Origin of the sequence: Devosia epidermidihirudinis (genome assembly GCF_000971295.1) — a bacterium.
In the GTDB taxonomy this organism is placed as follows: domain Bacteria; phylum Pseudomonadota; class Alphaproteobacteria; order Rhizobiales; family Devosiaceae; genus Devosia; species Devosia epidermidihirudinis.
In genome coordinates, this window is the sequence record NZ_LANJ01000045.1 from 39,614 (window position 1) to 65,575 (window position 25,962).

Here is a 25,962-nt window from a genome sequence, read left to right on the forward strand (position 1 = left end):
CCCCACAATCGTCATCACCCGGCTCGTCCGGGTGATCCATCTTCTCTCACCGCACGTGGAATGGATTGCCCGGACAAGCCGGGCAATGACGGAGCAAAGGCCCATCAATTCCAGTAGGCCTCATCCAGAGCCTGTCGAAGGACGAGGTCGTGGCAAGAGGCCCCGGAAACACCCAACCTTGACATCCCCGCCCTCTCGCCTATTTTCACCGCACACGCAGCACTGACCGGACGGTACACATGGATTTCACGATGAACGACTGCCTCGCCCGCATCGCTCACCTGGAATCCGCTTATGTTCGCCGCCATCTCACTGCACAATCTTTCCTACAGCACGCCTGACAATCAGCCGCTTTTCACCGATCTCAACCTCTCGTTCGGCAGCGAACGCACGGGTCTCATCGGCCGTAACGGCACGGGCAAATCCACCCTGCTCCGTATCATTGCCGGACTAATCCCCCCTGCCTCCGGCTCGGTTACCATTACCGGCACCATCGGCATGTTGGCCCAGACGGTTCAGGTCGCCCCCGATGACACTGTAGCCACGGGCCTTGATGTCACCGACCAGCTCGCCATGCTGGATCGTCTCGAACAGGGCGTCGGCTCGGTGGAAGACGCCGGCGACGCCGACTGGACTCTGCCCAGCCGGATCGAAGCGGTGTTTGGGGAGGTTGGCCTGCCGATTTATGACACCGCCCGCCCCCTCTCCAGCCTGAGCGGTGGCCAGCGCACCCGCCTGTCCGTCGCCCGGCTCCTCTTGGCCGAGCCTGACATGATCCTGCTTGACGAGCCTACCAACAATCTCGACGCCGAAGGGCGGCAGGCCGTGATCGATCTGCTCGCGCGCTGGCGCGGCGGCGCCATCGTGGTCAGCCACGACCGCTCGCTACTGCGCGAAATGGACGCCATCGTCGAACTGACGAGCCTGGGCGCCACCACCTATGGCGGCAATTGGGACCACTATTCCGAACGCAAGGCGCTCGAACTCGCCGCCGCCGAACACGCACTGTCCTCAGCCGAACGCAAGGTCGGTGAGATCGACCGCAAAATACAGGCCTTGGCTGAGAAAAAGGCGCGCAAGGACGGCGCTGGTGCCCGCAAGGCCGCCAAGGGCGATATTCCCCGCATCCTGCTCGGCGGCATGAAGGACAATTCTGAAAAGACCAGCGGTGAAAATGCCAAACTGGCCAACCGCCAGCGTGGGAACGCGGCGGAAGCCGCCAGCGAGGCCCGGTCCAAAGTCGAAGTCCTCACTCCCCTTTCGATCAAACTGACCAGCACCGGCCTGCCCGCGGGTCGCACCGTACTGCAAGCCGATGGCCTATCGGGCGGACCCGATCCCGAAAGCCCGATCATCAAGGGCTTCTCCCTCGCCATAACCGGCCCCGAACGCGTCGCCATCACCGGCCCCAATGGCTCTGGCAAAACCAGCCTGCTCCGTCTGCTGACTGGTGGGCTCGTGCCCACTAGCGGAACCGTGCGCATCAACGGCACTTATGCTTTGCTCGATCAGGCCGTCAGCCTGCTCGATCCCGAGCTCAGCATTGCCGACAACATGGCGCTGCTCGATCCCGATGCCGACCAGAACGCCCGCCGTGCTGCCCTCGCCCGCTTCATGTTCCGTGCCGATGCAGCATTGCAGCTGGTCGGTACGCTCAGTGGCGGGGAGACTCTGCGTGCCGGCCTCGCCGCCACCATCGGCGGCAATCACCCGCCCGACCTGCTGATTTTGGACGAACCCACCAATCATCTCGACATCCACGCCATCGAGCAGATGGAGGCCGGGTTGCGCGGCTATGATGGGGCCCTGCTTGTCGTCAGCCACGACCGAGACTTCCTCGACAATATCGGGATCACACGTGAGATCGCGCTGTCATCATGATGAACGATTTCTGAACTCCCCCGTCAGGGGGCGTTCCAAATCACCCGGCTACACCTGTTGGCATCAAGCAAGCGGTCGGAGGGACCGCCCCAACAGGAGAAACCAAATGATCCGCTCGTTCATCATCACTGCCGCCACCGCACTCGTCATCGCTGCTTCCGCCGCCCCAACAATGGCCAACGACATCTACATCGACCAGTACGGCTGGGGTAACCAGGTCGGCGGCAATCAGAACGGCTGGAACAACAAGTTCGGTACCACCCAGTGGGGCAACTGGAACAAGTCCTTCAGCCAGCAGAGCGGCGGCAAGAACACCAGCGCGATCGGCCAGCAGGGCAACAAGAATACCGGCACCACCTATCAGAACGGCTGGAACAATGCCGCCGGCATCGGCCAGTTCGGCAACAACCACAACGCCGTCATCACCCAGGACGGCTACGGCAACGTCACCGCTGGCGTGCAGGTCGGCAAGGGTTGCTCGGCCAATGTCACCCAGGCCGGTAGCGGCAACGTGACCGCGTTCGTCCAGGTTTGCCCCTGATCCCGCTTGAATTGCGAAACGGCCGGGTTGCCAATGGCGCCCGGTCATTCACATCAGGAGATTGAAATGATCACCACCAAGCTTCTCGCCATCCCGGCCCTACTCGGCGTCGGCCTCATCGGCGGCAACCTGGCCTATGCCAATGCCAGCACCGGCCCAACCCAGTGCTCGATCCAGACTACACTCAACGGCAATGTTCAGTCGCTGCAGGGCATTATCCTCTCCGACGTCAATGCCAACGGCACCTACCAGTTCAGCGTCCGGAGCTCGGGACCTTCGGGCAGCTCCAACATCAATCAGGGCGGCAACTTCACCGCTCGTGCCGCCGAACCCGTCATCGTCGGCCAGGTCCAGCTCAATGCCAGTGCAAAGACCACGGTCAGCTTCACCGTTACACTTGGTAACAAGACCATAGACTGCGCCGCACATAGCTGAACTCCATGCCCCAGCCTCACCCCGCCCCGGCCCGCGCCGGGGCTTTTTCGTGCCCGCCACCTAAACCTAAACAGAGTCTGAACGACGTGCTCCAAACCGGTTCAGCCCACCACCGCTAGCCTCAATTCACGGCTGGAGGAGACCAGCGAACAAACCGCCCAGGAGAACCGTCATGACCACAAGCACCATCAAGACTGTCGCCACCGCACTGATCATCGCCACGCTCGGCGCCGCGACCCTTGCCGCCCCCGCCCACGCCGCCGGGCAGATTTCGATCAACTACACCCCCACCAATGCCAAGCAGCAAAAGGTCCTCGGGGTCGGGCTGCAGCTCTATTCGATCTTCAAGGGCATGTCCGCCACTGGCGGCAATGTCAGCCAGAATGGCTCCGGCAATTCCGCAGGCATTGGCCAGTTCGGCTCTGGCAACCATGGCGTCATCGTCCAGAACGGCAATGGCCACAACGGCACCGTTCAACAAACCGGCAACAACAATAGCTGCGGGCTGTTCCAGTTCGGCCAGAACACCAACGGCTCCTGCGCCAACAACGGCAATGGCCAGTCGAGCCTAACCACCGTCTTAGGCTTCTGATTTAGGCAGCCCAATTACCGCATCCACGGGGCCTCAGGCCCCGTTTCGTTTTCTGCATAGCAAGTGTGCTTTGGCGTCATATTGACTTGATAAGTACGCTTATTATATGTGCGCTTATGAAAAACGACCCTCGCACTTTGGGCGGAAGCTTCAAGGAGAATGCGCCGCTCGGCTACCTCGTTCATGAGGTCGCCAAACTGATGAAACGCCGCTTTGAAATCGAAGCTCGGGCTCATGGCATCACCCTGCCGCAATGGCGCGCTTTGGCGCAGATAGCCTTGCGGGACTCTGTAACCCAGGTTGCCCTGGCACAGGCCATGGATGCAGACCCGATGACTCTTTCAGGCGTCTTGGATCGGCTTGAAAAACGAGGCCTGATCGACCGTTATTCCGACCCCTCTGATAACCGCGCCAAGATGGCCCGGCTCACCGAGGCCGGCGCTGAAGTCTACAAATCAGCCCGCGAAGTGGGCGCGACCATGTATTTGAACGCCCTCGCCGACATTTCGAGCGAAGACGCTGCGATTGCTGAGGGCGTGCTGCGACGGATGCGGGACAAACTTCTCGGCGAGGAAGCCGAAGCAGAGGACGCCTAAGATGAATGCTCCCGTGAAAAAGTCCGCAACTGAGCAAGCCGAACCCGTCGCCTCCCCAGATGCAGCGACCGTTGAAGCGCCGCCTCCTAAAAAGAAGCGTTCAGTTGGCCGATTGGCTCTGATGGTGGGTCTACCGGTCATCCTGCTGGGTGGCGGTGCTTACTTCTATTTGACCGGTGGTCGTTTTATCGACACCGACAACGCCTATGTGCAGCAGTCCAAGGTCTCGCTGTCATCTGACGTTGCGGGGCGCATCGTTTCGGTCGCGGTCAAGGACAACGAAGCCGTCAAAGCCGGCGATACACTGTTCACCATCGACGCTGAGCCCTACCGCATCGCACTGAACCAGGCCGACGCCGCCCTGGCAGCTGCCCGCGTCAACGTCGAACAATTGCGCGTTGGCCTGGAAGTCGCCAAGGCCAAGCTGCAGTCGGCAAATGCAACGCTGGAAATTCGCCAAAAGGACTGGGACCGCAAGACCGCGCTGCAGACACAGGGCGTGACCGCTATTGCCAGCCTCGACGACGCACGCCTTGCTCTCCAGACCGCTCAGAGCACCGTGGCTCTTGAGGAGCAGGATGTGGCCAATGCCACCGCGGCCTTGGGCGGCAATCCCTCGATCAAGACCGACGAACATCCAACCGTGCGTGCCGCTCTGGCAGCGCGCGACAACGCTGCGCGCAATCTGGACAAGACGACCGTTGTCGCCCCCGCCGCAGGTATCGTCAGCCAGGTTGGTAGCCTCAATGTGGGCCAGTTTGTTGCCACGGGCGTGACCATCGCAACCCTGGTCGAAACCGAACAGTCCTGGGTCGAAGCCAACTTCAAGGAAACGCAGCTGACGGGGATGACCATCGGCATGCCCGCTGAAGTCACCGTTGACGCCTTCCCCGGCGTTGCACTAAAGGGCCACATCCAATCGATTGGCGCAGCGACCGGCGCAGAATTTGCACTGATCCCCGCGCAGAACGCCACTGGCAACTGGGTCAAGGTCGTGCAGCGCATTCCAGTCCGCATTTCGCTGGAAGGCACCGACCAGCAGCTGCTTCGTGCAGGCATGAGCGCCGGCGTCCGCATCGACACCGCAGCAGAAACGAAGGCCGAGTAAGGTGGCCCCCGCACCAGCGATTTCGGCGCCCGCCGTTGTCGTCAAAAACAAGGGTCTACTGACCGCGGCCATCATGGTGGCCGTGGTGATGCAGGTGCTCGACACCACCATCGCGAACGTCGCCCTGCCCCATATGCGCGCCAGCCTTGGCGCGTCGCAGGACGAAATCAACTGGGTCCTGACATCCTACATCGTGGCTTCGGCCATCGCGACGCCACTGACGGGATGGTTCTCCGATCGCATTGGTCGGCGCACCTTGCTGCTCGGCGCTGTCGTTGGTTTTACCGTGGCATCTCTGCTGTGTGGCATCGCCGCAAACCTGACCCAGATGGTGCTCTACCGCGTCATCCAAGGTGTCTGCGGCGCTATGCTGGTGCCACTGGCACAGGCAACCATGATGGACATCAACCCGCGCGAGAAGCTTGGCCAGTCGATGGCCATCTTCGGGGCCGGCATCATGTTTGGGCCAATCATCGGGCCAACCTTGGGGGGCTGGCTCACCGAGACGTTCAACTGGCGCGCTGTGTTCCTCGTCAACCTGCCAGTCGGGATCATCGCCTTTGTCATGCTGTTTGCCCTGATGCCCAATACGGTCATCAAGATCCGCAAGTTCGACTTTTTCGGCTTTGGCATGCTCGCGGTCGCCGTGGCGTCGCTGCAGATGTTGCTGGATCGTGGACAGGGACTGGATTGGTTCGAGTCGCCAGAGATCTGGCTCTATCTGCTGCTGTCCATCTCCGGGCTGTGGGTATTTGTCATCCACTGCTTCACCAGCTCGAATCCATTCATCGACATGGCCATGTTCAAGGATCGGAACTTTGTCACCGGTCTGGTCCTGATCTTCGTGACGGGTATCACGCTGTTCTCCGGCCTCGCCCTGCTGCCACCAATGCTTCAGAACCTGATGGGCTTCCCTGTGATCGAAACAGGGTTCCTGATGGGACCACGCGGCATCGGGACCATGCTCTCCATGGTGATCGTCGGTCGCCTGGTGGGCAAATATGATCCGCGCATCCTGATCATCGCAGGTACGCTACTGATGGGCTATTCGCTCTACATGATGACGCAATTCACCGTCGTCATGAGCACGACACCGATTGTCGTGTCGGGTCTCCTGCAGGGCTTTGGCATGGGCTTTGTCTTCGTGCCGCTGAACTCGCTGGCCTTCGCGACCATCTCGTCGAAGTACCGCGTGGAAGCCACCTCGATGTTCAGCCTGGTCCGCAATGTCGGCCAGGGCGTCGGCATCTCACTGGTCACCACCGTGCTGGCACAGATGCAGGTCATCAATTACGGCGAGCTGGCAGAACGCCTCACACTGGACTCCGGCCCCCTACGCGACTTCATTGCGGCCGGTGGCGGGCTGCAGAACGTGGCAGGCGCCCTCAGCGGGATGATGACCCAGCAGGCAGCGATGCTCGCCTTCCTGGACGACTTCCAGCTGATGATGATCGTGACGTTCTTGTCCCTCCCCATCGTGTTCCTGTTGCGCAGCCCCAAGAACAAGGCTCCACCAACGGCCGAGGAACGTGCCCATGCTATGGGCGAGTAACGGCAAACAAAAAGGCCCGCAGCGATGCGGGCCTCTTTAATTTACAGGGTCCTCGACGATTACTCGTCGCGATAGACCTTCTCACGACGCTCATGCATTTCCTGAGCTTCCAGGCTCAGCGTCGCGGTCGGGCGGGCATCAAGCCGGGCCAGACTGATCGGATCACCAGTTTCCTCGCAGAAGCCGTAAGTTCCGTCATCGATGCGCTTGATGGCGGCATCGATCTTGGAAATCAGCTTACGCTGGCGATCACGTGTCCGCAGCTCAAGAGACCGGTCACTTTCCGAACTGGCGCGATCGGCCATGTCGGGATGGTTCTGGCTCTCTTCCTGCAGATTTTCGAGTGTCCCGCGGCTTTCCCGAAGAATATCTTCCTTCCAAGCGTTGAGCTTGGCGCGGAAATATTCGCGCTGGCGCGGGTTCATAAACGGCTCGTCGTCACTGGGCCGGTATTCAATTACTTCAGCAACCGAAGACATCAGCAGACTCAACTCCAATGCGCCCCTCAGGCGGCCTATATATGCGCGTGCGACTCCCCTCGCAAGCGCGCATGTGCGCGGTGCATATCATGCGAAAGCACTCGCGTGTCAGGCGCATAGCCCTTTATTGACAACATTTTGATGAACGCGGCTCAGGCGTCAGGAAATCGCCCGAATTTGGCGAGTTCTACACGAACCCTCAGATCAATATCATCGAGGACTGCATCGAGCCCCGGCTGCGAATGCTCACGCAGCTCAGACAGCGTGGCAACAAGACTATCCAGCCGGTCAACACTGATCCGCCCGACCAACAAATCAGCTTTGATATCATCGAGTGTGTCGAGCAGGGAGGAAGCGCGGCGCACTGCCTTGCGGCGCCCCTCGAGCGGACCATCCACAGCCTGTAGCGCCAGGATGGCGTCGATCCCCGCCATGGAGGCAACAGGCGCCGAAGACGCAACCCGCGCCGGGCCATCTGCGCCAATCGGCGAAAAGCCCGCACCCGTGCCGCTACGGCCGGTTGCGCCACCCTTACTGACACCTGACGTTCGTGAGCTGCCTTCTATGCGCAAGTGGAGACTCAAATCAGTTCGTGCTTACCCCGGCAAATTCTGCCGCAAGGCCTTAACAAGGCATTAACACGCCCGGCAAGAATTGCTTAGCCATAACTGCACCAGCCCCAAGCCACGCACGAAACCCATGATTTCCGGGACATTCCGGACTTGGCACGGTTTTCGCAATACCTGATGCGAATGCCGCGTCATGGGGATGATGCGGCCCGGAAACGGGGACGACCAGATGACCAAACCACTGATGCACAGACTATTGGCGGGCCTTTTGACCGCCGCAATGGTGCTGATGCCCGTTGGCGATGCCTTTGCAGCGGCCGCGCGCATCAAAGACATCGTGGATATGGAAGGCGTTCGCGAGAACCAGTTGGTTGGCTACGGCCTCGTCGTCGGCCTCAACGGTACGGGTGACAGCCTCAACAACTCCCCCTTCACCAAGCAGTCGCTGCAGTCGATGCTGGAACGTCTGGGCGTCAACACCGCCGGCGAAAACGTCCGCACGGCAAACGTGGCTGCCGTCATGGTCACTGCCAATCTGCCCCCTTTCGCCACCCAGGGTTCGCGCATGGACGTGTCCATTGCTGCGCTTGGCGACAGCAAAAGCCTGCAAGGCGGTACGCTACTGGTTACGCCTCTGCTCGGCGCCGATGGCGAAGTCTATGCGATCGCTCAGGGTCCGGTGAGCATCAACGGCTTCAAGGCCCAGGGCGACGCCGCCACCATCATTTCTGGCGTGCCCACCACTGGTCGAATCTCGTCTGGCGCGCTGATCGAGCGCGAGATCGATTTCCACCTCGGCTCGCAAACGTCGCTGCGCCTGTCACTGCGCAACCCGGACTTGACCACGGCCCGCCGCATCGCGCTGTCGATCAATGACTTCATCGGCGTACCGACAGCGACCCCGGAAGATCCATCCACGGTGCGCATCACCCTGCCCCGCGGCTTCAACGGCAATATCGTCGACTTGCTGACCGACATTGAGCAGCTGATGATCGAAACCGATCAGCCTGCCAAAATCGTCATCGACGAAAACTCCGGCATCATCGTCATGGGCAAGGATGTGCGCGTCTCGAGCGTTGCCGTGGCCCAGTCCAACCTGACCGTCACGATCGCCGAGAACCCGACCATCGTCCAACCCGCGCCATTCAGCAACGGCCAGACGGCAGTCGAGCCCAACACGACCCTCAACGCCAACCTGTCCGACACCGCTCTGTCCGTGGTCCATGAATCGGTGACCCTGCAGGAGCTGGTGGATGGCCTGAATGCGCTCGGCATCTCCCCGCGCGATCTGATCGCCATCCTCCAGGCCATCAAGGCCACTGGCGCCCTGCAAGCCGAAATCGAGGTGCTGTGATGGTCGACGCGATCAGGGCCCCGGGCTCGTCTCTCACCGCGACGCAGATCGATCGGGTGAAAAAGCAGGCCGAAGAATTCGAGGGCGTGTTTCTCAACACGCTTACCAAGGAAATGTTCTCCAGCCTCAAGACAGACGAAAGCGCCATGGGTGGCGGTTTTGGCGAGGAGACTTGGCGCTCCATACAGTCCGAACAGCTTGCTGCCGTCATGGCGCAAAATGGCGGACTGGGCATTGCCGAACAATTGCTGCCTGACCTGCTCGCCATGCAGGAGGCCGCCAACAACCAGAACACGATCAAGCCGTTTCAGGGATACTATAAATGACCGCAGCAAACCGCCTTGCAGCTCTCGACAATTTACCTGCCAACGAGCTTTGCCAGCTGGCCGAGGCCGCCCTGTCCGCTCTGGTCAACGTGATGAACGAGGAAACCACCCTGCTCCGCGCCGGCCATGTGCGGCAGGCCAGCACCCTCACACCTGACAAGGCGCGCCTGGCGCAGGACTATGTTGGCTTTGCGCGCTCCGTTCAGCGCCAAGGCGACCGCCTCCGTGCTGAAGCGCCTACGGCCGTGGAGCGCCTCAAGCTTGGCCATGAAAGCCTTGCGACTCAAATGGCCGAGAACCTGCGTGTACTGGCAACCGCCCGCACCGTCACGGAGGACATCCTGACCGACGTGGCTAAAGTTGTTGGACAGCAGAACAAGGCAAAGACGTATGGGCGCGCCGGTACGATTGCGGCAGACCCAGGGAGCGCCGCTCGCGGCATTGCCATCAACCGTTCGCTTTAGTTGCAGGCAATTTGATTCAATTTGCGGGATGGCGATAAAGTCACCTGCAATGTTCATCGTCCTAACGTGCAGCGCTATCAGTGCGTTCGAGGGACGAAATCATGTTTGTAACAACTCTTCCCGACCGGCCTGTCAGTGCAGCGAGCCAAAACGAATTCGTTCGGCCACCGCAGCGAAATCTTGCTGTTGAGCGCATCGCCCCACCTACGCCGGTCGAAGCCCCTGCCAAGACCAACAATGAATCCAAGCCGCCCGTGCAGACTGGCGGCAGCGGCACGACTTTCGCCGCAGCCGTGCTCTCGGGCGCCTTGGCCCCCACTCCCAAGACCTTGAGCGAGCTCTACGCCCGCATCGGCACCAGTGACATTCCCGAAGGCTCCGAGCTCCGGCTCAGGAACCTGCAAGTCTAGTCCACGATTGTACTCTTAAAGCACAATACCCGCGCAACCGCCTGCGCGGGTATTGTGCTTTTGCGCTCATCCATTGTTAACCCCGGGGCTAAATCCCGCATTTTCAATGCAACCGAACGATAGAATTAACGGATTTTTATAGGGCCAGGTTCAATCTGCCGCCAGTCTCAGAAGAGGCGTCGAAAATACGAGTATCCTAGAAAGGGAACTTGAAATGGCAGAAATCAATCTCTCCAAAGCCGTCCGCTCCAACCTCAGCTCGCTGCAGAATACGGCCCAGCTGATGTCCAAGACTTCGGACCGCCTGTCGACCGGCAACAAGGTCAACTCGGCGCTCGACAACCCAACCAACTTCTTTACCGCAGCATCGCTGAACAGCCGCGCAGGCGACCTGAACCAGCTGATGGACTCGATGGCCAATGGCATCAAGACCATTGAAGCTGCTAACAACGGCCTGACCTCCATCACCAAGAACCTGGAATCCATGCAGTCGACCCTGCGCCAGGCTCGCCAGGACAAGTCGTTCCAGACCGCTTCGCTTGAAATCGGCACCGGCCTGACGTCAGCCCAGAACCTGACCTTTGAAGGCGGCGCAATCGGCAGCACTCCAATCACCATTGCACTGGGCTCTGCTGCAACAACTGGCACTCCGGCCGTTCCGGGCACGCCAGCTGTTCCAGGCGCAGCCGCGACTCCAGCAAGCGCTGACGGCCTTACATTCGCAGACGACGCTGCAGTTGCCGCGCTCGATGGCAAGAAAATCACCTTCACTGCGGGTTCTGAAACCGTAACGTTTACCGCAGGCGCGGCTTCGGGCAAGGCGGACATTGAGGCCGCTCTCAGCAGCAACGGGTTCACCGCAACATTCGACGCCAGCGGTAAGCTGACTGTTTCTCGTGCCGATGGCGTTAACTTCACAGCTAGTGACGACGTAGCTGACTTTGGGTTCACCACCGCCGCGACGACCAACGGTGTAGCAGCCACTCCAGGTACGCCTGCAGTTCCCGGCACTCCAGCAGTCCCAGGCACCGCCGCAGCCGGCAAGACTGTAGACCAGTTGGTCAACGAGTTGAACAATCACGCAGGTCTCAAGGGCAAAGTGCGCGCGTCCAACGACAACGGCAAGCTGCGTATCGAGAACCTGTCGACCCAGGAACTCAACCTCGGCGGCGTGTCGGCCAATGGCGTGATCGATGGCACCTCGACCGGCGCCAACAAGATCGACGGCAACAAGGTTCGCTCCGATCTGGCCAACCAGTTCAACGAACTGCGCGACCAGCTGGACAAGCTCTCCGATGATGCTTCGTTCAACGGTATCAACCTGCTGCGTGGCGACAAGCTGAAGATTACCTTCAACGAAACCGGCACCTCGTCGATCGACATCCAGACCAAAGGCGAAGAGGCTGTCAACGCAGGCAACCTTAAGCTGACCACCACGCTGACCGCCAAGGATCTGGACAGCGACGCCGGCATCGACACCTTCCTGGACCAGGTTAAGGGCGCACTGAACTCTGTCCGCTCACAGGCTTCGGCTTTCGGCTCGAACCTGTCGATCGTGCAGAACCGTCAGGACTTCACCAAGGCGATGATCAACACCCTTGAAACCGGTGCTGGTAACCTGACCCTGGCTGACATGAACCAGGAAGCTGCAAACATGATGGCTCTCCAGACCCGTCAGTCGCTGGCGTCCTCGACCCTGTCGATGGCCAACCAGGCCGACCAGGGCGTTCTGCAGCTGCTCCGTTAATCGGCGCACATCCAAAGATAAAGGCGGGCTTTCGGGCCCGCCTTTTTCGTTGCCCCTCCCCCAACGACAGAGCCCCACAATTCAGGCTAGGATACGGGGCTAGCAATCGCGCAACAGGAGTTGCACTTGGCACTGAAGGTCGAACTGAAGCCCGGCGAAAAACTGCTCGTGGGGCAATGCATCATCACCAATGCCGACCAGCGCGCCCGCCTCTTCATAGAGGGCACAGCGCCCGTTCTACGGGAGAAGGACATCCTGACCGCAGCGACCGCGGATACGCCCGCCAGGCGCGTCTATCTGGCCGTCCAGCTGATGTATATTGGCGATGAAACCAAGGACCTGCAGGAGCAATACTTCGCGCTTGTCAACGACTTCGTGGCGGCGGCACCGTCCACTTTATCAATTGCGGACCGTATCAATAACTCCATCTTAACGGGGGAACTGTACAAAGCTCTCAAGACAGCCAAAGAGCTGATCCAGTACGAACAGGACCTGTTTGATCATGCATCAACACGGCGCGGTAGCTTACCAGACGACGGCAAAGGCAGTTGAAACTCCCCGCGAGCGCGAAGCCGCTCTGCTGATGAAGTCGGCGGCGGGCATGCAGTCTCTCCGAGATAACTGGCCAGACGACGTGCAGGTCCTCAAGAGCGCATTGACCTTCAATCGCAAGCTCTGGACCATCTTCATGACGTCAGTGACGCGCGAGGACAACGCCCTGCCCGCCATCGCCCGCCAGAACATCGCCAACCTCGGCATTTTCATTCTGAATGAAACCCGCGAAATCCTGCTGGACCCAGTAGCCCCCCAGCGCCTTGATCCTCTGATCAACATCAATCGGCAGCTCGCCGCAGGCCTTCGCGGCAACTAAGCAAACAAACGAAAACGGCCCCGGATCGAAATCCGGGGCCGTTTTCGTTTGTCTGTGTTTCTGGCCTCAGAGGTAATTCACGAGGCTCAGCTTGGCGATCATCGCCGTGGTCTGAAAACTCGCCTGCAGGCGGGTCTGCAGCGCCAGAATCTCCATCGCAACAGATTCCTTGTCGACGGTTTCGACGTCGCTCAGCATGTTCTCCAGCTGCAACCGATAGCTCGTGTGGCGCGCGGTCGCACTATTGGCCGTGGATTGCGCCACACTGAGTTCCATCGTCAGAATTTCGATGGAGCCAGCCTCGGAATTGTGGCTTTCCGACATCTGCGCCTGTTGGCGGACAGCCATGGCGTCATAACGGCCCTTGGCACTTGGATCGCTCTCAGAATAGGTCTCCACCGACAAGGACGCCATCGTGCGCATCAAGCGCAGCATGCCGGATTCATTGGCCTGGATGCCGTAGTTGACGCGCGTTGCGTCATCCACCTGTGCCGTCACCGACTGGCGCGGATTGCCTTCAGCCATCACGGCAGAGTTGGTTACCGCGACTTCGAGCGATGCGGCAAAGTTTGCCGCAGTTTCATCTGGCGTTGCACCAATGCTGAACTGCCCAGCCCCAGCTTTCCCCTGCACCGCTGTCAGCGTGACCGTGCGTGACGTACCGTTAGGTTCGGTAAGCGTCAGCGTGACCTGATCACCGGGACCAGCATTGCTCGGCATGGAAACACTGGTGCTGCTTGGATTGGTGGCGGTGTGGCTTGTGGTAATCTGCGAGGTCGATGGAGAGATGGTAGCGCCACTGATCTGGAAGCCATATTTCGACGAACTCGGCGCGGCTTCCTGCAGGGTCACCGTGCTGTTCTCCGTCGAGATGCCCAGGCGGCCCATGCCCTGTGCCGACACAGCAGGGGTCTGCCCCGTATACCATTGCACCGTGTCGGACGACGTCGCCAAACGGAGGCCCTGCGCCGTCGCGGGATCCCCGTCGACGCGCAAGGCAGGCTCGCCGGGGCCGTTGAAGAACATTTCGGAGGCAGCGAACGTCGAGGCGGCTGCCAGGCTCGTACTGGCTTCAAATACCAGAGACTCACCGAGTGCCTTCTCAAAGTTCACCGCAGTTGCATCAGCATCGAGGCCGACAACAAACTGACCGGGGCCGGGAGGCGCATCCTCGGGCGCAATTGCGGTCAGCGTGATCTGGGTGTCCAGCCCGTCGGGCAATCCCAAGCCAATGGTGATCGTCTGGCCCGGCTTGATCTGCTCGCCCCCGGCATTGAAGGTGATCGAGTTCGTGTTGCCTGTCTGGACTGCGGGCGGCGTGACCGGTGCAGAGGCCGAGCGCGTGCCGGTATCCACCACAGTGGCAGGCGCGGTGCTGGTAACACGCAGGATCTTGAAACCGAATGGATGCTGGCCGTCTTCCGTCAGGCTGACTGAGCCGTTTGAGACTCCGGTCGTCATGCGTCCATTGCCGAGCACACCGGCATCAGCGGCCTTGCGCTCACCCACAACGGTCTTGAAACCGTCCCGGCCGCCCTGCCCTTCAAGCAGTTCGGTTGTGCTGGGCAGCGGAGCCTTGTCCGTATTGGAGCCACCGAACAGATACCGCCCCGCGACGTCGAGGTTGAGCATGGTGACGACTTCGTCGAACCGGGCATTGGAGAGCCCCGGCAGCGTCGCCATGTTGATATTGTTGGTGCCGTACTGCCCCTGGATCGAGGCGTTCCGGGCCTCGGCTTCGAGCTTGTCGAAGCGCGCCATGGTATTGTTGAGAAAACCCAGGCGCAGATTGACGGTATCGATATTGGCCGAATAGCCCTCGATCTTGTCGAGACGTGAGCGCACCGATAGCGAGACTGGCAGATCGCGCCCCATTTCGGACAGCGTGCCGGCCTTCTGCCCCGTGGCCAACTGCACCTGCAAGGCATCAAAGCGGTCGCGCATCTTGGAGATGACGCCGAAACCGGTCTGCACTGGAAACATCGTCTTGTTGACGATCATGTCACTAATCCTCAGGTCGCACGGTAGAGGGCGTCGAGCAGTTCCTTGACCACCGACACGATGCGGGCATTTGCGGCATAGGCGTTTTGCAACTCCATCAGCCGCGCCATCTCTTCATTGACGTTGACGCCGTAATTCGACTCCATCTGATCAACGATGGTGTTCAGCGTTAGTTGGCGGTCTTCAAACTTGGTGAGCGCCGAGCCGATCGACGCCCCCTGAAAGCCGATCACCTGGCCGACAACCTCACTGAGACTGCCGCTCAGCTGGAACTTGCCGCTATTCGCCGCCGGGCTACCGCCCGATACGAACTTCATGTCCTTGAGCTGGGCGATCAGGAAATTTGCGCGATCAGCATCACCCAGGGTCGCGCTCTGCTCATGCTGAACCAGCAGCCGATTGTCCGCCAGAATTGCAGAGTTGATCGAAATGCGAGCCGCAAAACCCTGCTTCTGTGGCGGGTTGCCGTTGATGCTGTTGGTGTAGTTGGCATTGCTCTGGTCAACAAACAGGTTGAAGCCCAGACCGTCACCCTGCAGCGCAGTGGACGTACTGCGCGACACCGCCGACTTGACGTCAGTGCGTCCTGTGGCGCCGTCATCGAGAATGCGCAAATTGCCAGCCGTCGCCGCGATATCAAGACCGGGAAAAAGCCCCGCCAGCGTGGTCTGGACGGCGGCGGGATCCCCGGCCAGATCAAGCGTAACAACCTGCTGACCCGTTGCGTCGAAATAGGCGGGCGCCGGAGGCCCGTTGATCAGGCGAACGCGCTTGTCGACCCCGTTCTCCGAATAGGTGAACAGTACATCATTGCCTGGCTGCAGCTTGGTCAGATCGATGTCAAAACCATTGCTGACGCCATCGCTGTATGGCTTGCCGTTGGCGGGGTTCGTCGAGAATGCCAAAGCGAGGCCAGACGCGATCTCGTCGAGCTGGTCCTGTGCTTCAACAAGGGTTTTGTCGCGCAGCGTCAACAGGCCGCCGAGTTCCCCGCCCTGGATGACACCCTGTGCCACCAGGTCGATGGTCAAACCCGACGGCGTCGTGAGTGTCAGCTGTCCGACGCGCGTTTTGGACGCGTCCGGATCAAAGGTCGAATTTGGCGACAGATTGCCGGCGCTGGAGAAGGAGAACCGCGACACGCCCTGGTCGAGCAAGCCAACGCCTGACCGGGTCATCAGCGCCACGGTGCCATTGGGGCGATAGTCGGCATTCACGTCGATGATCTCGGCAACGGACGAGACCAGGCGATCGCGCTGGTCGAGCAGCGCTGCCCGCGCGCCATCGGTCATGCCAAGGTCCATCAGACGGCCATTCACTTCCGATAGGGAATTGAGCATGCCGTTGAGGTTGTTGACGTTGGTGGCAATCTGGCCTTCGGCTTCCTGACGAAGCTCCTGAATGGAGCCCGACAGCCGATTGAGCGTCTCGGCCATGTTCTGCGCCTGCTGCACTGCCTGTGCGCGGACGGTGTAATCGTCAGGGCTAGTCGCCAGCCCCTGCAGGGAGTTCTGCAGCTTGCCAAGCAGGGTATCCAGCGACCCGGCAGAGCCCGGCTTGCCAAGAAAACTCTGAAGGCGGTTCAGGTAGCTCGCCTGCACACTGGAGTTGGCCGTGTCAGAGACCTGACGGGTGTAATAGGTCTGCAGGCTTGTATTGAACGCGCGGTCAGTACCGACCTCGCGCGCATAGGAACCTGTTTGCGAATTGTAGTCGACGACGTTGAGGGCCTGCCGGTGATAGCCCGGCGTGCCCGAGTTCGCGACGTTGCGGCTCAGGATATCAATGGATGCCTGATTGACCCGCAGGCCGGACACAGCATTGGTGAGTGACGTCGTCAAACCCATCTTGGGCTCCCTACAAAAGGATCAGGCTCGAGGCACCGCCTCGAACCCAGTTCTTGGACCCCGCCTTAGCGGATCATGTTGAGGGCTTCCTGCAGCATCTTGTCGGCCGCACTGACGATACGCGTGCCTGCCGCATAGGCCTGCTGGGTCACGATCAGCTTGGTGAATTCATCGGAGATGTCGGTGTTCGAAGCTTCCAGAGCCCCGCCGATGATGCCACCGCCAGAGAGATCGACAATCGCCTCACCTGACTCGGACGTGCTCGCAAACACGCCGCCGTCCAGGCGCTTGAGCTGATTTACGGCGTTGAATTCCGCAGTCACAACCTGCGCCATATCCATGCGTTCGCCGTTGGAATAAGTCGCAACGACCCGGCCATTATCATTGATGGCCACCGAGACGAACTCACCCGCGCTGTAACCGTTCTGGTTGACCTTTGCGCTAACGGTGCCGTTGACGTCGGCAAACTGCGTCATGCCAACAGTTTCATGGCGGAGTTCGACGTTACCGATTGTCACGCCGTTGACCTTGAGACCTGTGATCGTTGTTGCGGCAAACGAGGGATCCAAGGAGCCGTTTGAGGCAAACTTGTAGTCCTGATTGACACGAGTCCACATGGTGTCGCCGCCCGTAGCAGACGAGTCCGACATGTAGTAGAGGGCCCAAACCTCCTCGCCGCCGGAGGCCGCGCTGTCGACCTTCGCCCAGCGCATCTGCACGGCAGCTGGCGCACCATTTTCCGCGAATACGGTGATCGCACCACCGGCGATAGACCCGGCACGGAAGTTGACGTCATCAGCGCCAGAGATCGTTGCGGGCGCGACGGCCGCGGTGCGGGTAGCAGTTCCGTTCAGGCCCGACGTATTCGACCCGCTAATCGTCAGATTGTTGACGCGGTTGTTGCCGAGCGAAGCTTCGATGGCATTCCCTGTCAGCCCGACATTGGCAGATGCGAATGCCGATTTGCCGGAGCCCCGCAGGAGAGACTGCACACTTGCCAGCACGTCTTCAACCGTAGCGCCGCCATCAACCTGCACCTGCCCAGGACCTGCTGGACCCGCAACAAAGCTTACAGTGAAAGTCTGTGCTGGCGTGGTGTTGCTGGTGAACGTCATATCTGTACCAGCCGCGAACCCGTTGCTGGCTGCTGGATCGGTTGGCCCAGAAACAGCATTGCCCGCCCGCTTCGCTGGAGCTCCACCATTGGCGCCAGCATTGAGCAGCTCGCTGTTTGGCGTGGAAGCATTGTACGCCGATGTCTTTGGCATCTGCGGCAGGTTTGCCTGATAGTTGATGCGCGTGGTCTGCTGGGCCGGCAGGAAGCTGTTGGAAAGCTTGATAACCTCAGGAACTGAGCCGGACACGTTGCCAGTCTTCGGATCGATCGGCAGACCCTTCAGGTAGTAGCCAGCGCCATTGACCAGCATGCCGTCCTTGTCGATCTGAAAATCGCCGCGACGGGTATAGAAATTGGTACCAGCAAACACCGAATTCCCGTCCGACTGGCCGATTTTAGGCTCAACAATGAAGAAGCCATTGGAATTCAGAGCAACGAAAGTCTCGTTCGACACCGTCTTGATATCGCCCTGAACTTCATTGGTGCCGCGCGACTGCGCCATGACGGCCCCGGGCACCTGACGCGACAGAGGCGCATCGGGGATCAGATCGAGAAAATCCGTCTCAATCCGCTTGTAACCAGTGGTCTGCGAATTGGCGATATTGCCCGAGATATTCTCGAGCGCGTGCGACTGGGCCCGCAAGCCAGTCACCGCAGCGGAAAGAGCGCCATAAATGCCCATCTGAAACTCCGTAAGCCCTTTTCGCGCCTCAGGACGCGTTCAGGCCTCATCAATGCAAACATAGTGCCAACTGCACTACGCATTGATTTTGCTTACATTTTTCTCCGACACGCACTAGATTAAGGCAGCATCCCGGCAAATGAGTCCGAGTTCGCGGCAGATTTTGCCGCCTGCTTGTCTGCGCGGGGCATCTGTTCTAAACGCAAGAGCGCTATTTCCGAGGCAGTCGATGCTGTTCAAGTCCGCCGATGAGTTTGTCAAAGCCCCCCGCCGCGCGGTGACCGTGTTCGGCATGGCTGGCGTTGGCAAAACACGGCTGTCCAACATGCTGCGCGCCAGCAAGTGGTTCCACTACTCGGCGGATTACCGCATCGGCACGCGCTATATGGGCGAATACATCGTCGACAACTTCAAGCGCGAAGCCATGAAGGTGCCGTTCCTGGCCGAACTTCTGCGTTCGGACTCGATCTACCTGTCGTCCAATATCACCTTCGACAATCTCGACCCGCTGTCGACCTACCTGGGCACGCCCGGCAATCCCGAGAGGGGTGGCCTGCCGCTGGCCGAGTATCAGCGTCGTCAGGACCAGCATCGCGTTGCCGAACTGGCAGCTCTGCAGGATGTTCCGTATTTTATTGACCGCGCCAAAGCGCTCTATGATTACGATGACTTTATCGCAGATACCGGTGGCTCCTTGATCGAGGTGATCGACCACAACGATCCCGAAGACCCGGTGATCAAGACGCTGACGGCGTCGACCGCCCTGCTCTACATTCGCGGCACCGACAAAGATGCCAGCGAGCTGGTACGGCGCTTTAAGAAGAGCCCCAAACCGATGTATTATCAGCCGCACTTTCTCGTTGAGAAGTGGGCGGAGTACAAGGCGTTGAATAAGATCGCCGAGGATTGCGACGTCGACCCGGCCGGGTTTGGCGCCTGGGGCTTTGAAGCACTGCTTCATGACCGTCTGCCGCGTTATCAGGCGCTGGCAGACAAATTCGGCTATGTGGTCGAGGCATCGGACCTGGCAATGGTTCGCGATGGTGATGAGTTCGTCGATCTAATGGCTGCTGCGATCGAGAAGCGAATGCGATAGCGCGCCTCCTCCGTGGAGACGCGCCCGCCTGAATCGCTTTCCCATCATTGCTGCCCAAGGGGCTGATATGCCTATTCGAATTCCAGACGACCTGCCTGCCCGCAAGACCCTCGAGGACGAGGGCGTTTATGTGATGGATTCTGCGCGCGCAGCGCGACAGGACATCCGCCCGCTCGAAATCGGCCTGCTGAACCTGATGCCCAATAAGGAGCGGACGGAAACCCAGTTCACGCGCCTCATCGGCTCGACCCCACTGCAGGTGGACCTGACGCTGGTGCGCATCACTGATCACCAGTCCAAGCACACGTCCGAGGATTACCTGAAGAGCTTCTACAAGACCTGGGAAGAGGTTCGGGAAAAGAAGTTCGACGGCTTCATCGTCACCGGTGCGCCCATCGCCAACATTCCTTTCGAGGAAGTGCGCTACTGGCCGGAGATGATCGAGATCATGAACTGGACGCAGACCAATGTGCACCACACCATGTTCATCTGCTGGGGCGCACAGGCTGCGCTGCACCACTTCCACGGCACCAAGCGCTACCGCATGCCCGAAAAGGCCTTTGGCGTGTTCCGCCACCAGGTGAAGAACCCGCGCTCGCCATTCCTGCGCGGCTTCTCCGACAGCCCGATGATCCCGGTGTCGCGCTACAATGATATCGACCGCACAACGATCGGCAACGATCTCGAGGTGCTGATCGACAATGCCGAGGTCGGCGTGTCCATGCTGGGCGACGAGAACCACCGCGCGGTGCATTTCCTCAATCATCTGGAATACGACAACCGCTCGCTGGCCGACGAATATGAGCGGGACGTCAAGGCGGGCCTCAACACGCCGCCACCGGCGAACCTGTTTCCCAACGGCGACGTAACCGCCCAGCCGGAGAACCGCTGGCGCAGCCACGCCCACTTGTTGTTCCAGAACTGGATCAACGAAATCTACCAGACCACGCCCTACGATCTGAACAAGATCGGCGCATAAGCAACTGGCCGCCCTTGCATTGGGGCGGCCAAGCCCTACCTTGTGCGAAACGAGTTAGGGAACAGCGGCTTGGCACAATCTCCGACAACCGTGGTCGATGAACTGGGCATTGCCCTGTCCAATCTGGCCGATGCGGCAACCGGTGCCATAACGCCAACCATTCGCCTCGGCGTGACCGGCCTCAGCCGCGCCGGCAAAACCATCTTCATCACGGCTCTGGTGCATAACCTACTGACAGGCGGTCGCCTCCCCGGCTTTGCGCCGTTGGCTGAGGGCCGACTGATCGGCGCGAAACTGGCCGAATATCCGGACGCGACCATTCCGCGCTTTGCCTATGAGCAGCATTTGGCTGCGCTGACCGGCAAGGCGCCGCATTGGCCGGAAAGCACGCGGCGCATTTCCCAGCTGCGTGTCGTGCTGAAGTTCCAGTCCAAGAAGTGGTATTCCGGCATGACCGGACCATCCACGCTCAACCTCGATATCGTCGATTACCCCGGCGAATGGCTGCTGGATCTGCCGCTGCTAGGCCTGAGCTTTGCCGAATGGAGCGTACAGGCGCTGGACCGCGCTGACCGCCCCGGTTCGGGCAAGGAGGCCGGTCCGTTCCTCGATCTGTTGACCGAGATCGATCCACTTAAAGACGCCAATGACGTCGATGCGGAACGCCTCGCTGCAGCCTTCACCGAATATCTGCGCCGCAGCCGCGAACATGGCGCGCTGTCGACCCTGCCACCGGGGCGCTTTCTGCTGCCAGGCGACCTCGAGGGCTCTCCCGCACTGACATTCGCGCCGCTGCCGCCCCAGCGTCAGGCCGTGCGCGGCACGAGCCTCTATGCCATGCTGGAAAGCCGCTACGAGGCCTATAAGGATCGGATCGTCCGTCCATTCTTTCGGGATCACTTCGCGCGGCTGGATCGTCAGATCGTGCTGGTGGATACCCTGCGGGCCCTTAATGCAGGGCCAGCGGCCGTCGCCGATCTTGAAACGGCGTTGACCGCCGTGCTCGGCTGCTTCCGGCAGGGCGAAACCAATCCGTTGCTGCGTCCCTTTGTACGCCGGATTGATCGCATCCTGTTTGCCGCGACCAAGGCCGATCATGTGCACCACACCAGCCATGACCGCCTCGAAGCTATCCTCAACCGTCTTGTCGCCAGCGCTTCCAAGCGCGCGCGCTTTGCCGGGGCCGAGACCCGCTCGATTGCACTGGCGGGGATAAGGGCGACGCGCGAAGGCACAATCAGCGAGGCCGGCCAAACCTTGCCGACCATCATCGGCACGCCAATGGCAGGTGAAACGCTGGATGGCGTCAGCTACGACGGCAAAACTGAAATTGCGTTGTTTCCCGGCGACTTGCCTGAGCGCCCGGATTCGTTGTTTGAGGACGGCACGCCTGTCGCGCTGAACTTCCTGCGCTTCACCCCGCCGCAAAAGCTGGAGCTCAACGCGGCGGGTGACGTTGTCCTGCCCCACATCCGCTTTGATCGTGCCCTCGATTATCTGATCGGAGACCGGCTCGCATGAAACGCCCGATCGCTCGCCCTATCGGCACATCCAACAGCACCGATGAGGCCATCCGCCTCCCCCGCGCCTTTGCACCGGCAAACGTGGTCGTGGTGGAGCCCGAGTTTGAACCCGGAGATAATGACGCCCTGGTTGCGCTGCCACCCCGCCGCATGGGCTGGATTGGGCGCACAGCCTGGACGGCTGGCGGCATTCTGGTTTCCGCAGGCATCAGCCTTGCCGCGGACCGGCTGATCCGCGATCTCTTCGCCCGCAACGAATGGCTCGGCTGGGCCAGCCTTGTGGTGCTGGGTCTGTTCGTCATTGCCATTCTGGCGCTGATCGCCCGAGAGGTCTTCGCCCTCCGTCGCCTGCGGGTGTTGGATGCCCTCAAGCGTGACGCCGCGCTGGCGACACAGCAGAACGATCAACACCAAGCCAAGCACGTCATCGATAGACTCGGCCATATCTATGCCGACCGCCCCGATCTGGCGCGCGCGCGACAAACAGTGACCGACAATGTCGACCACCTGTTCGATGGCCACGAAATCGTCGCCCTCGCCGAGCGCAGCCTGATGGCGCCCCTAGACGCGCGCGCCAAGATTCTGACTGCCGCTTCGGCACGACGGGTGGCGCTTGTGACTGCTGTTTCGCCAAGGGCACTCGTCGACATCGCCTTCGTCGTCTACGAGAGCGTCAGGCTGGCGGGGGCCATCGCTGCGCTCTACGGAGCACGACCGGGCTTTTTCGGCTTCTGGCGGCTCGCTGGAGCCATTCTGGCGCACCTTGCTGTGACTGGTGGGCTGGTTCTCACCGATGGCATCGTCGAGCAACTGGTTGGGCAAGGTCTGGCTGCCAAGCTGTCCCAGCGACTGGGCGAGGGCGTGGTCAACGGCCTCATGACCGTACGCGTCGGTATTGCGGCAATGCGCGTGGTGCGGCCCCTGCCCTTTGAAACGCAGAAGCAGCCGATGGTGCGCGACTTCATCCCCGAGCTGACCAAGGTCACCGGCGACGCTGCCAAATAGCTATTCGGCAGCGAGCACCGCGACGTTGCTCTTGCGAATGGGCATCGCGTCCGGATGGGCCTCGAAATACTGCCGGCGCGCAGCCAGCACCTTGGGCCGATTATCGACCGCCCATGCGCCAAGTGCCTTGAGCGGCACCTGAAGGTCATAGCCCAGCTCGGTCAGCTCGTAGTCGACGCGCGGCGGGATGGATGGCGTGACGGTGCGCGTGACGAACCCGTCCATCTCCAGATCGCGCAGCGTCGAGGTCAGCATCTTTTGGCTAATCCCGCCGATCATGCGCTTGATCTCGCCAAAACGCTTGGGGCCGTTGCTCAGCAGGTTGATGATGAGGACCGTCCACTTGCCGCCGATCTGGTTGAGGATCTCCCCTACCGGGCGGCAATCATTGTGCGTTTCATCCAGTTTCATTTTAGTGCCTGACGTTCGAAAAAGTGCGGTCTTGCGACGCAATAGACAGTCACTCATATAGCGTCAGTCACCAAACGATACCATAGGTCCTGACATGAAGAACGTCGCCGTCCTGCTCGGCAGTTTGAGCGAGAAATCCATCAACAAGGCTCTGGCCAAGGCTATCGAAAAGCTGGCCCAGGAGCGCCTGAAGTTCGATTTCCTCGATATCGGCAGCCTGCCCTTTTACAACAACGACCTATGGGACAACCCGCCCGCCAGCGTGACCGATCTCAAAACCCGCGTTGCTGCGGCCGACGCCGTACTCATCGTCATGCCCGAGTTCAATCGCTCGTTCCCTGCTGTGATCAAGAATGCGCTGGACTGGGGTTCGCGGCCCTATGGGCAGAACTCGTGGACCGGCAAGCCACTGGCTATCGCAGGCGCCAGCCCGGGCGGCATCGGCACTGCCGCAGGGCAGAACCAGCTCCGCACCACAATGCCCCTGCTGGGCTTCGTCGTGATGGGGCAACCAGAGGTCTATTTCCAGTTCACGCCGGGCATCATCGACGAGCACTTCGACGTGACCAACGATCAATCTCGCGATTTCCTGGCGGGCTTTGCAGACAAGTTCGCCGACTGGATCGACCGCCATGGCGAGCACCGTACGCTGAGCGTCGCGGCTGAATAATCGTCACCCCACCCACCGCCGCTGCCCTCGGACTTGATCCGAGGGCCACTCTCAACACGGCACAGGCAGCCAGAGACCCTCGGATCAAATACGAGGGAAGCAACGGTGGTTGTGAATTTTATGAGCGAAACGGCTGAAGCAACGTCAGTCCTTGGCTGCGCTCGGCGCCAGGGTCAGTTTCAAACCGTCCATCGCGTCGCTGCACAGGATCTGGCAGCTGAGGCGGGAATTGGACCGGACATCGCCGACGCTGTCGAGCATGTCCTCTTCCTCATCGCTGGGCGCGCCGACCACTTCCATCCAGTCTTTGTCGACATAGACGTGGCAGGTGGCGCAGCTCAGCGCGCCGCCGCACTCGGCTTTGATGTTGAGGCCCCAGTCGCGAATGACCTCCATCACGCGCCAACCCTCGAGCCCTTCGAGCTCGTGATTTTCACCGGATTGGTCGGTGACGTGGATAATCATACGCGGCCTCCGGCAGCACGGGGATAAGTTCATTCCCACGCAAGCGGGAATGATGCGGTTTAGTATGGTCGGGCAGTCCCGTCTACAAGACTTCAGGCGACGCCAAGCTTCTTCTGCAGCTTGGTCGAGCTGGTGGTGTACTGGAACACCACGCGTTCGCCGGGCGAGACGATCGCCTTGGCGGCCTGCGCCATAAGCGCAGCTTCGTGGAAGCCGCTGAGGATCAGCTTGAGCTTGCCGGGATACCAGTTGATATCGCCGATGGCGAAGATGCCAGGGACCGAAGTTTCGAACTTTTCGGTATCGACCTTGATGGTGTTGTCGTTGAGCTCAAGGCCCCAATCGGCGACCGGGCCAAGCTTCATCGTCAGGCCGAAGAAGGGTAGCAAGCGCGTGGCAGGAACCGACAGATCACCGGCATCAGTGGTGAGATGAACATGGTTCAGCTGGCCGTTCTCGCCGTCGATCTTGGCGATCTGGCCGAGCAGGAAGTTGATCTTGCCCTCCATCACCAGCTCTTTCATCTTGTTGACCGAAGCGGGAGCCGCCTTGAAGGCGTCGCGACGATGCACAAGCGTCAGCGAACGCACGATAGGCTGTAGATTGAGCGTCCAGTCGAGCGCGGAGTCGCCACCGCCAACGATAACGACGTCCTGATCGCGGAAGTCATCCATCTTGCGAACCGAATAAAAAACAGACTTGTTTTCAAACGCTTCGATGCCCTCTACTGGCGGGCGCTTTGGCTGGAAAGAACCACCGCCAGCCGCAATCACCACGACTTTGGCGTGGAAGACTTCGTCGGCATCGGTCTCAAGGCGGAACGAGCCGTCGGGCTGCTTCTGGATGGTGTTGATCATCCGGTTCAGGTGGAACTCAGGCGAGAATGGCGCGATCTGGGCCATCAGATTGTCGGTCAGCTGCTGGCCTGTGACCACAGGGAAGCCGGGGATATCGTAGATCGGCTTTTCTGGGTACAGCTCGGCGCACTGCCCGCCGGGGCGGTCCAGAATGTCGATGAAATGACATTTGATGTCGAGCAGACCGAGTTCGAAGGCCGCGAACAGCCCACAGGGGCCCGCGCCAATAACGACGACATCGGTGACGATTTCAGTGCTCATTTCAAACTCAGCTTCTGCGGGCCAAACCCGTAACTTGTATCAGCGTCATCCCAGCAAAAGCAGGGATTTCCGTCTGTGACGAGAGAAATTCCCGCCTGCGCGGGAATGACGCGGTGATGGATG

27 protein-coding genes are annotated in these 25,962 nt (G+C 60.3%); 19 read left to right on the top strand and 8 right to left on the bottom strand.

Annotated elements, in window-relative coordinates; translation table 11 throughout:
* The first annotated feature begins 294 nt into the window (after positions 1–294).
* The 7 genes from WH87_RS15700 (at position 295) to WH87_RS15730 (ending at position 6,705) form a co-directional block, all read left to right on the top strand.
* Complete coding sequence (locus WH87_RS15700; RefSeq protein ID WP_046140595.1) at positions 295–1,881, top strand: ABC-F family ATP-binding cassette domain-containing protein; 1,587 nt, start codon at positions 295–297, stop codon at positions 1,879–1,881.
* 106 nt (positions 1,882–1,987) lie between these two features.
* A complete protein-coding gene (locus WH87_RS15705; protein ID WP_046140594.1) occupies positions 1,988–2,422 on the top strand; it encodes a curlin in 435 nt (144 codons plus the stop codon).
* Positions 2,423–2,488: 66 nt separating this feature from the next.
* Positions 2,489–2,857 (top strand): curli-like amyloid fiber formation chaperone CsgH, encoded by a 369-nt coding sequence (csgH, locus tag WH87_RS19125; RefSeq protein ID WP_156458259.1) that lies wholly within the window; start codon positions 2,489–2,491, stop codon positions 2,855–2,857.
* 172 nt (positions 2,858–3,029) lie between these two features.
* Positions 3,030–3,449 (top strand): hypothetical protein, encoded by a 420-nt coding sequence (locus WH87_RS15715; protein ID WP_046140593.1) that lies wholly within the window; start codon positions 3,030–3,032, stop codon positions 3,447–3,449.
* A gap of 116 nt (positions 3,450–3,565) precedes the next feature.
* Positions 3,566–4,045 (top strand): MarR family winged helix-turn-helix transcriptional regulator, encoded by a 480-nt coding sequence (locus tag WH87_RS15720; protein ID WP_052952332.1) that lies wholly within the window; start codon positions 3,566–3,568, stop codon positions 4,043–4,045.
* 13 nt (positions 4,046–4,058) lie between these two features.
* Complete coding sequence (locus tag WH87_RS15725; protein WP_245622445.1) at positions 4,059–5,153, top strand: HlyD family secretion protein; 1,095 nt, start codon at positions 4,059–4,061, stop codon at positions 5,151–5,153.
* A gap of 1 nt (position 5,154) precedes the next feature.
* Positions 5,155–6,705: a DHA2 family efflux MFS transporter permease subunit gene (locus WH87_RS15730; RefSeq protein WP_281175317.1), complete on the top strand. Its 1,551-nt coding sequence runs from the start codon at positions 5,155–5,157 to the stop codon at positions 6,703–6,705.
* 59 nt (positions 6,706–6,764) lie between these two features.
* Here the strand turns inward: WH87_RS15730 and dksA are convergent, their stop codons facing one another.
* Positions 6,765–7,184 carry an RNA polymerase-binding protein DksA gene (gene dksA / locus WH87_RS15735; RefSeq protein ID WP_046140591.1) on the bottom strand — a complete coding sequence of 140 codons (420 nt, stop codon included), beginning with the start codon at positions 7,182–7,184 and terminating at the stop codon, positions 6,765–6,767.
* Positions 7,185–7,336: 152 nt separating this feature from the next.
* Positions 7,337–7,768 (bottom strand): flagellar assembly protein FliX, encoded by a 432-nt coding sequence (locus tag WH87_RS15740; RefSeq protein WP_082092742.1) that lies wholly within the window; start codon positions 7,766–7,768, stop codon positions 7,337–7,339.
* A gap of 265 nt (positions 7,769–8,033) precedes the next feature.
* On the opposite strand from WH87_RS15740, the gene WH87_RS15745 reads away from it, so the two are divergent.
* The 7 genes from WH87_RS15745 (at position 8,034) to flaF (ending at position 12,925) form a co-directional block, all read left to right on the top strand.
* Positions 8,034–9,107 carry a flagellar basal body P-ring protein FlgI gene (locus tag WH87_RS15745; RefSeq protein WP_046140589.1) on the top strand — a complete coding sequence of 358 codons (1,074 nt, stop codon included), beginning with the start codon at positions 8,034–8,036 and terminating at the stop codon, positions 9,105–9,107.
* Positions 9,107–9,433 (top strand): rod-binding protein, encoded by a 327-nt coding sequence (locus WH87_RS15750; protein WP_046140588.1) that lies wholly within the window; start codon positions 9,107–9,109, stop codon positions 9,431–9,433. Before WH87_RS15745 ends, WH87_RS15750 begins: the two co-directional genes overlap by 1 nt.
* Complete coding sequence (locus WH87_RS15755; protein ID WP_052726638.1) at positions 9,430–9,897, top strand: hypothetical protein; 468 nt, start codon at positions 9,430–9,432, stop codon at positions 9,895–9,897. Before WH87_RS15750 ends, WH87_RS15755 begins: the two co-directional genes overlap by 4 nt.
* A gap of 101 nt (positions 9,898–9,998) precedes the next feature.
* Positions 9,999–10,307: a hypothetical protein gene (locus WH87_RS15760; protein ID WP_046140587.1), complete on the top strand. Its 309-nt coding sequence runs from the start codon at positions 9,999–10,001 to the stop codon at positions 10,305–10,307.
* A gap of 214 nt (positions 10,308–10,521) precedes the next feature.
* Complete coding sequence (locus WH87_RS15765) at positions 10,522–12,054, top strand: flagellin N-terminal helical domain-containing protein (RefSeq protein WP_046140586.1); 1,533 nt, start codon at positions 10,522–10,524, stop codon at positions 12,052–12,054.
* A 126-nt stretch (positions 12,055–12,180) separates the two neighbouring features.
* The gene (gene flbT / locus WH87_RS15770) at positions 12,181–12,606 is read left to right on the top strand and encodes a flagellar biosynthesis repressor FlbT (protein ID WP_046140664.1); all 426 of its coding nucleotides are present in this window, start codon (positions 12,181–12,183) and stop codon (positions 12,604–12,606) included.
* On the top strand, positions 12,557–12,925 hold the full coding sequence (flaF, locus tag WH87_RS15775; protein ID WP_046140585.1) for a flagellar biosynthesis regulator FlaF: 369 nt from the start codon (positions 12,557–12,559) through the stop codon (positions 12,923–12,925). Before flbT ends, flaF begins: the two co-directional genes overlap by 50 nt.
* Before the next feature lie 66 nt (positions 12,926–12,991).
* Here flaF and WH87_RS15780 read toward each other — a convergent pair whose 3' ends face one another.
* The 3 genes from WH87_RS15780 to WH87_RS15790 form a co-directional block, all read right to left on the bottom strand.
* Positions 12,992–14,926 (bottom strand): hypothetical protein, encoded by a 1,935-nt coding sequence (locus WH87_RS15780; RefSeq protein WP_046140584.1) that lies wholly within the window; start codon positions 14,924–14,926, stop codon positions 12,992–12,994.
* Between the two features lie 11 nt (positions 14,927–14,937).
* A complete protein-coding gene (flgK, locus tag WH87_RS15785; RefSeq protein WP_046140583.1) occupies positions 14,938–16,773 on the bottom strand; it encodes a flagellar hook-associated protein FlgK in 1,836 nt (611 codons plus the stop codon).
* A gap of 65 nt (positions 16,774–16,838) precedes the next feature.
* The gene (locus WH87_RS15790; RefSeq protein WP_046140582.1) at positions 16,839–18,572 is read right to left on the bottom strand and encodes a flagellar hook protein FlgE; all 1,734 of its coding nucleotides are present in this window, start codon (positions 18,570–18,572) and stop codon (positions 16,839–16,841) included.
* A gap of 229 nt (positions 18,573–18,801) precedes the next feature.
* Between WH87_RS15790 and WH87_RS15795 the strand changes: the two genes are divergently transcribed.
* The 4 genes from WH87_RS15795 to WH87_RS15810 all read left to right on the top strand — a co-directional run bounded on the left by WH87_RS15795 (position 18,802) and on the right by WH87_RS15810 (position 23,175).
* Positions 18,802–19,668 (top strand): hypothetical protein, encoded by an 867-nt coding sequence (locus WH87_RS15795; protein ID WP_046140581.1) that lies wholly within the window; start codon positions 18,802–18,804, stop codon positions 19,666–19,668.
* Between the two features lie 67 nt (positions 19,669–19,735).
* Positions 19,736–20,647: a homoserine O-succinyltransferase gene (locus tag WH87_RS15800; protein ID WP_046140580.1), complete on the top strand. Its 912-nt coding sequence runs from the start codon at positions 19,736–19,738 to the stop codon at positions 20,645–20,647.
* Positions 20,648–20,716: 69 nt separating this feature from the next.
* Positions 20,717–22,168, top strand: a complete 1,452-nt coding sequence (locus tag WH87_RS15805; RefSeq protein WP_046140579.1) for a YcjX family GTP-binding protein — start codon at positions 20,717–20,719, stop codon at positions 22,166–22,168.
* On the top strand, positions 22,165–23,175 hold the full coding sequence (locus WH87_RS15810) for a YcjF family protein (protein WP_046140578.1): 1,011 nt from the start codon (positions 22,165–22,167) through the stop codon (positions 23,173–23,175). Before WH87_RS15805 ends, WH87_RS15810 begins: the two co-directional genes overlap by 4 nt.
* Here the strand turns inward: WH87_RS15810 and WH87_RS15815 are convergent, their stop codons facing one another.
* Positions 23,176–23,586 (bottom strand): winged helix-turn-helix transcriptional regulator, encoded by a 411-nt coding sequence (locus tag WH87_RS15815; protein ID WP_046140577.1) that lies wholly within the window; start codon positions 23,584–23,586, stop codon positions 23,176–23,178.
* A 94-nt stretch (positions 23,587–23,680) separates the two neighbouring features.
* Here WH87_RS15815 and WH87_RS15820 point away from each other — a divergent pair, with 94 nt between their 5' ends.
* On the top strand, positions 23,681–24,256 hold the full coding sequence (locus WH87_RS15820) for an NADPH-dependent FMN reductase (RefSeq protein WP_046140576.1): 576 nt from the start codon (positions 23,681–23,683) through the stop codon (positions 24,254–24,256).
* 144 nt (positions 24,257–24,400) lie between these two features.
* Here the strand turns inward: WH87_RS15820 and WH87_RS15825 are convergent, their stop codons facing one another.
* On the bottom strand, positions 24,401–24,721 hold the full coding sequence (locus tag WH87_RS15825; RefSeq protein ID WP_046140575.1) for a 2Fe-2S iron-sulfur cluster-binding protein: 321 nt from the start codon (positions 24,719–24,721) through the stop codon (positions 24,401–24,403).
* 92 nt (positions 24,722–24,813) lie between these two features.
* Positions 24,814–25,839 (bottom strand): NAD(P)/FAD-dependent oxidoreductase, encoded by a 1,026-nt coding sequence (locus WH87_RS15830; RefSeq protein WP_046140574.1) that lies wholly within the window; start codon positions 25,837–25,839, stop codon positions 24,814–24,816.
* Between the last annotated feature and the right edge of the window lie 123 nt (positions 25,840–25,962).

What these genes read in the sequence shown, in the direction of transcription:
- WH87_RS15755 (WP_052726638.1), top strand. Translation starts at nt 9,430, where the DNA reads ATGACCGCAGCAAACCGCCTTGCAGCTCTCGACAATTTACCTGCCAAC.
- flgK (WP_046140583.1), bottom strand. Translation starts at nt 16,773, where the DNA reads ATGGGTTTGACGACGTCACTCACCAATGCTGTGTCCGGCCTGCGGGTC.
- WH87_RS15780 (WP_046140584.1), bottom strand. Translation starts at nt 14,926, where the DNA reads ATGATCGTCAACAAGACGATGTTTCCAGTGCAGACCGGTTTCGGCGTC.
- WH87_RS15745 (WP_046140589.1), top strand. Translation starts at nt 8,034, where the DNA reads ATGGTGCTGATGCCCGTTGGCGATGCCTTTGCAGCGGCCGCGCGCATC.
- dksA (WP_046140591.1), bottom strand. Translation starts at nt 7,184, where the DNA reads ATGTCTTCGGTTGCTGAAGTAATTGAATACCGGCCCAGTGACGACGAG.
- WH87_RS15760 (WP_046140587.1), top strand. Translation starts at nt 9,999, where the DNA reads ATGTTTGTAACAACTCTTCCCGACCGGCCTGTCAGTGCAGCGAGCCAA.
- WH87_RS15790 (WP_046140582.1), bottom strand. Translation starts at nt 18,572, where the DNA reads ATGGGCATTTATGGCGCTCTTTCCGCTGCGGTGACTGGCTTGCGGGCC.
- WH87_RS15820 (WP_046140576.1), top strand. Translation starts at nt 23,681, where the DNA reads ATGAAGAACGTCGCCGTCCTGCTCGGCAGTTTGAGCGAGAAATCCATC.
- WH87_RS15715 (WP_046140593.1), top strand. Translation starts at nt 3,030, where the DNA reads ATGACCACAAGCACCATCAAGACTGTCGCCACCGCACTGATCATCGCC.
- WH87_RS15720 (WP_052952332.1), top strand. Translation starts at nt 3,566, where the DNA reads ATGAAAAACGACCCTCGCACTTTGGGCGGAAGCTTCAAGGAGAATGCG.
- csgH (WP_156458259.1), top strand. Translation starts at nt 2,489, where the DNA reads ATGATCACCACCAAGCTTCTCGCCATCCCGGCCCTACTCGGCGTCGGC.
- WH87_RS15825 (WP_046140575.1), bottom strand. Translation starts at nt 24,721, where the DNA reads ATGATTATCCACGTCACCGACCAATCCGGTGAAAATCACGAGCTCGAA.
- WH87_RS15765 (WP_046140586.1), top strand. Translation starts at nt 10,522, where the DNA reads ATGGCAGAAATCAATCTCTCCAAAGCCGTCCGCTCCAACCTCAGCTCG.
- WH87_RS15800 (WP_046140580.1), top strand. Translation starts at nt 19,736, where the DNA reads ATGCCTATTCGAATTCCAGACGACCTGCCTGCCCGCAAGACCCTCGAG.
- WH87_RS15705 (WP_046140594.1), top strand. Translation starts at nt 1,988, where the DNA reads ATGATCCGCTCGTTCATCATCACTGCCGCCACCGCACTCGTCATCGCT.
- WH87_RS15815 (WP_046140577.1), bottom strand. Translation starts at nt 23,586, where the DNA reads ATGAAACTGGATGAAACGCACAATGATTGCCGCCCGGTAGGGGAGATC.
- WH87_RS15810 (WP_046140578.1), top strand. Translation starts at nt 22,165, where the DNA reads ATGAAACGCCCGATCGCTCGCCCTATCGGCACATCCAACAGCACCGAT.
- WH87_RS15750 (WP_046140588.1), top strand. Translation starts at nt 9,107, where the DNA reads ATGGTCGACGCGATCAGGGCCCCGGGCTCGTCTCTCACCGCGACGCAG.
- WH87_RS15795 (WP_046140581.1), top strand. Translation starts at nt 18,802, where the DNA reads ATGCTGTTCAAGTCCGCCGATGAGTTTGTCAAAGCCCCCCGCCGCGCG.
- WH87_RS15700 (WP_046140595.1), top strand. Translation starts at nt 295, where the DNA reads ATGTTCGCCGCCATCTCACTGCACAATCTTTCCTACAGCACGCCTGAC.
- WH87_RS15830 (WP_046140574.1), bottom strand. Translation starts at nt 25,839, where the DNA reads ATGAGCACTGAAATCGTCACCGATGTCGTCGTTATTGGCGCGGGCCCC.
- flaF (WP_046140585.1), top strand. Translation starts at nt 12,557, where the DNA reads ATGCATCAACACGGCGCGGTAGCTTACCAGACGACGGCAAAGGCAGTT.